Here is a 2,843-nt window from a genome sequence, read left to right as displayed (position 1 = left end):
GACACCCCCTAGGGGGTGTCGGGGCGCACGAGCGGGGAGCCCGGCGGGGCCTCACCGGCCCGTCGGGCTCCCGGCGCGGGAGGCGGTTCCGTCAGGAGACCGCCTCCGGCCAGCCGTATCCGGGGCCGGTGTGCTGGGGTACGGTCCCGGCGCCCACCGCCTCCATCTCCCGGTTGGCCTCCCTCATGAGCTTGCCGGCCAGGTCCTTCATCGCCCGGCTCGCGGCGAGTTCGTCGCCGATCGCCGGCACGTCCACGTCCGCGGGGTTGCACCGCGCGGAGCCGTGCCCCGTGATCGTCGAGGTGCCGGTGTCCAGCCGGGCCTCGGCCTTCGTCCTGCCGCTGTCCTCGGTCAGCTCCACACCGACCGTCCATTCCAGCGTGCGGCTCATGGTCCGCCTCCTTGCATCGCCGGGTCGCGCGCAACCGAGGCACGGCCCCTTCCGATACCTCCAGGATCCATCGGCGGGGCCGGGAACGCACGGTCAGGGCGCGCGGAAGAGGCGGGGGAAGCGGGGGGCGAGCCAGGGCTTGCGGCCCCAGCCGAGCGCCTTGCCCCGCGTGATCACCGGCCAGGGGTCGAGCCGCCCGAGACCGAGGAGGAGGAAGGCGACCGGCTCCGTGAGGATCGTGCAGTCGGGCCGGGCCGGTGGTTCGTGGTCGGTCCTGACCGTGCCGTCCGTGATGACGACGCCGAAACCCGGGCCGCTGCGGAGCCGTACGGCGAAGCTCGCGGTGAGGCCGGCGACGGCGGCGGGGTCGGCGACCCGGGGCATCGCCTCGATCATGAACGGCAGGGTGAGCTCGACCCGGCGGGCGTCGAGCATGTGGGGCCGGTCCAGGGCGAGGGCGAGGTCGTAGCCGTGGCCGAGCATGTGGGTCAGCAGGTACGAGCCGAGGACGGCCGGGCTCAGGCGGCCGAGGGGTGTGGAGATCGGCTCGGCGGGGTCGCGCTCCTCGATGCTCCCGAGGAACGCGGCTGCCTGAGCCGTGATCATCTCGGCGAGCGGACCGGGTGACCGCTCGTCGAACCCGGCGAGGGCGCGCTCGTTGGCCTCGGCCAGGCTGCCGGGGGTGCCGTCGCCGTAGGGGCGCTCGTGCCCTGCGGCCAGGTCGGCCATGAGGGCGTTCGCCTGCGCCAGGTGGGCGGCGGCCTCCCCGACCGTCCAGGTGGAGCGGGGCACGGGCAGCCGGCCGGCGTCCCGCGCCGGGGTGCGCAGGACCGCCGCGATGTCGTCGGCGGTCCCGCGTATCGCCTCGGCAAGCCCTTCGGGAAGCACCCCGCCCGTTCGCCGCGTCATGGTTCCGCCCCTCCCCGGGTCCGACGGCTCCCGTGTGGAGCCGCCGGTAGGTCAGGGACCGTACCAGCGAGTAGGTCCGTTTGTGCCGGTCCCGTCGGGGAGGTCTTCGCCACCGGCCGTGGCGGCGACGGCCTCCCGGAAGCGGGGGCAGTCGGCGAGATCGTCGTGCGCGCAGCCCAGCGCGCACTCGACGATGTCGAGGCAGGCCTGCGCCTGCGCCATCCGGCGCCGGAGCTCCTCGCGGTGGGCGGCGAGCCGCTGCCGACGGGCGCCCGGGTCGCCGGCCCGGAGCAGCTCCCGGATGTCGTCGAGGGAGAGACCCGCGCGCTTGGCCCGGATGACGACGGCGACGCGGGTGACGTGGGTGTCGTCGTAGCGGCGGCGGCCATGGGGGTCGCGGGCGGGGTCGAGGAGTCCGGTGGACTCCCAGTGCCGCAGCACGTGGGTCGCGAGACCGAACCGGCCCGCGAGTTCGCCGATGCTCATCGCGGGAGACGCGGGAGACGTCGGAGGCGCAGGAGGCGTCGGGAGCGCAGGAGGCGTCGGGGGCGTGCTGCTTGACTTCATGTCGGCATTAACCACGAGCGTGGTCGCCATGTCCACTACTCCTGCGGCCCGTTCGGGCCGCGACCACCGCCTTTCCCCTGACCGCCGTCCCTCCTCCCTGCTCGCCGTCCTCGACGCCGTCGACCGCGCCCCGGGAGCGGCCGCGCTGCGCGCCCGTTCGTACGACCTCCTGGGGGTGGCCGCGGGCACCCGTCTGCTCGATGTCGGCTGCGGCGGAGGGCTCGCCGTCGCGGAGGCGAGCGCGCTCGGGGCCTTCGCCACCGGTGTCGACCGGGACGAGGAGATGATCGCCGCGGCGCGGGAACGCCACCCGGGGCATGCGTTCGCCGTCGCGGAGGCGGGCGCGCTGCCGTACGAGGACGGCGCCTGGGACGCGTACCGCGCGGACAAGGTGCTGCACGAGCTGCCCGATCCGGGGGCGGCGCTCGCGGAGGCGCGCCGGGTCCTCGCGCCGGGCGGGCGGGCCGTGCTCACCGGGCAGGACTGGGACACCTTCGTCCTCGACGCGGAGGACGGCGCCCTGACCCGGAGGATCGTGCACGCGCGCGCGGACCTGGTGACCGGACCGCGCGTCGCGCGCCGCTTCCGCGGCCTGCTCCTGGACCACGGCTTCGAGGAGGTGGAGGTGGAGGTCTCCACCGCCGTCCTCACCGACGCCCGCCGGCTCCCGCTGGCGGCGGGTCTCGCGGAGTCGGCGGTACGGACCGGAGCCGTCACCCCGGAAGAGGCGGAGGCCTGGACGGCGGACCAGACCGCCCGCGCCGCCGGGGACCGTTTCTTCCTGGCGGTCCCCGTCTTCACGGCGTCCGGGACGCGGGCCTCGTGAGTCGGGCTCAGGCGCCGTGCACCGTGAGGACGAGCTTGCCGGTGGTGCGGTCGGTCTCGCCGAGGGTGTGGGCCTTGGCGGCTTCCGCGAGGGGGAAGACGGCCTCGATGTGGGGGCGCAGGGCGCCGGAGGCCGCGAGGGCGGCGATGG

General features: G+C 75.6%; 5 protein-coding genes. 1 reads left to right on the top strand and 4 read right to left on the bottom strand.

What is annotated here, in order from left to right:
- Positions 1 to 91: 91 nt before the first annotated feature.
- The 3 genes from CCN56_RS03520 to CCN56_RS03510 form a co-directional block, all read right to left on the bottom strand.
- The gene (locus tag CCN56_RS03520) at positions 92 to 391 is read right to left on the bottom strand and encodes a DUF1876 domain-containing protein (protein ID WP_086823456.1); all 300 of its coding nucleotides are present in this window, start codon (positions 389 to 391) and stop codon (positions 92 to 94) included.
- Positions 392 to 484: 93 nt separating this feature from the next.
- The gene (locus tag CCN56_RS03515) at positions 485 to 1,300 is read right to left on the bottom strand and encodes a maleylpyruvate isomerase family mycothiol-dependent enzyme (protein WP_086823453.1); all 816 of its coding nucleotides are present in this window, start codon (positions 1,298 to 1,300) and stop codon (positions 485 to 487) included.
- A gap of 51 nt (positions 1,301 to 1,351) precedes the next feature.
- Positions 1,352 to 1,786 (bottom strand): MerR family transcriptional regulator, encoded by a 435-nt coding sequence (locus CCN56_RS03510; protein ID WP_086823451.1) that lies wholly within the window; start codon positions 1,784 to 1,786, stop codon positions 1,352 to 1,354.
- 64 nt (positions 1,787 to 1,850) lie between these two features.
- Here CCN56_RS03510 and CCN56_RS03505 point away from each other — a divergent pair, with 64 nt between their 5' ends.
- Positions 1,851 to 2,693 carry a methyltransferase domain-containing protein gene (locus CCN56_RS03505; protein WP_306300582.1) on the top strand — a complete coding sequence of 281 codons (843 nt, stop codon included), beginning with the start codon at positions 1,851 to 1,853 and terminating at the stop codon, positions 2,691 to 2,693.
- Positions 2,694 to 2,700: 7 nt separating this feature from the next.
- Here CCN56_RS03505 and CCN56_RS03500 read toward each other — a convergent pair.
- Positions 2,701 to 2,843: zinc-binding dehydrogenase (locus CCN56_RS03500; RefSeq protein WP_143664417.1), on the bottom strand; the 143-nt coding region annotated here is incomplete at its 5' end.

Origin of the sequence: Streptomyces sp. NRRL B-24572 (assembly GCF_002156145.1) — a bacterium.
Taxonomy (GTDB): domain Bacteria; phylum Actinomycetota; class Actinomycetes; order Streptomycetales; family Streptomycetaceae; genus Streptomyces; species Streptomyces vietnamensis.
Note: the sequence above shows the minus strand (reverse complement) of the source record. Positions and strands in the feature narration are given on the sequence as shown.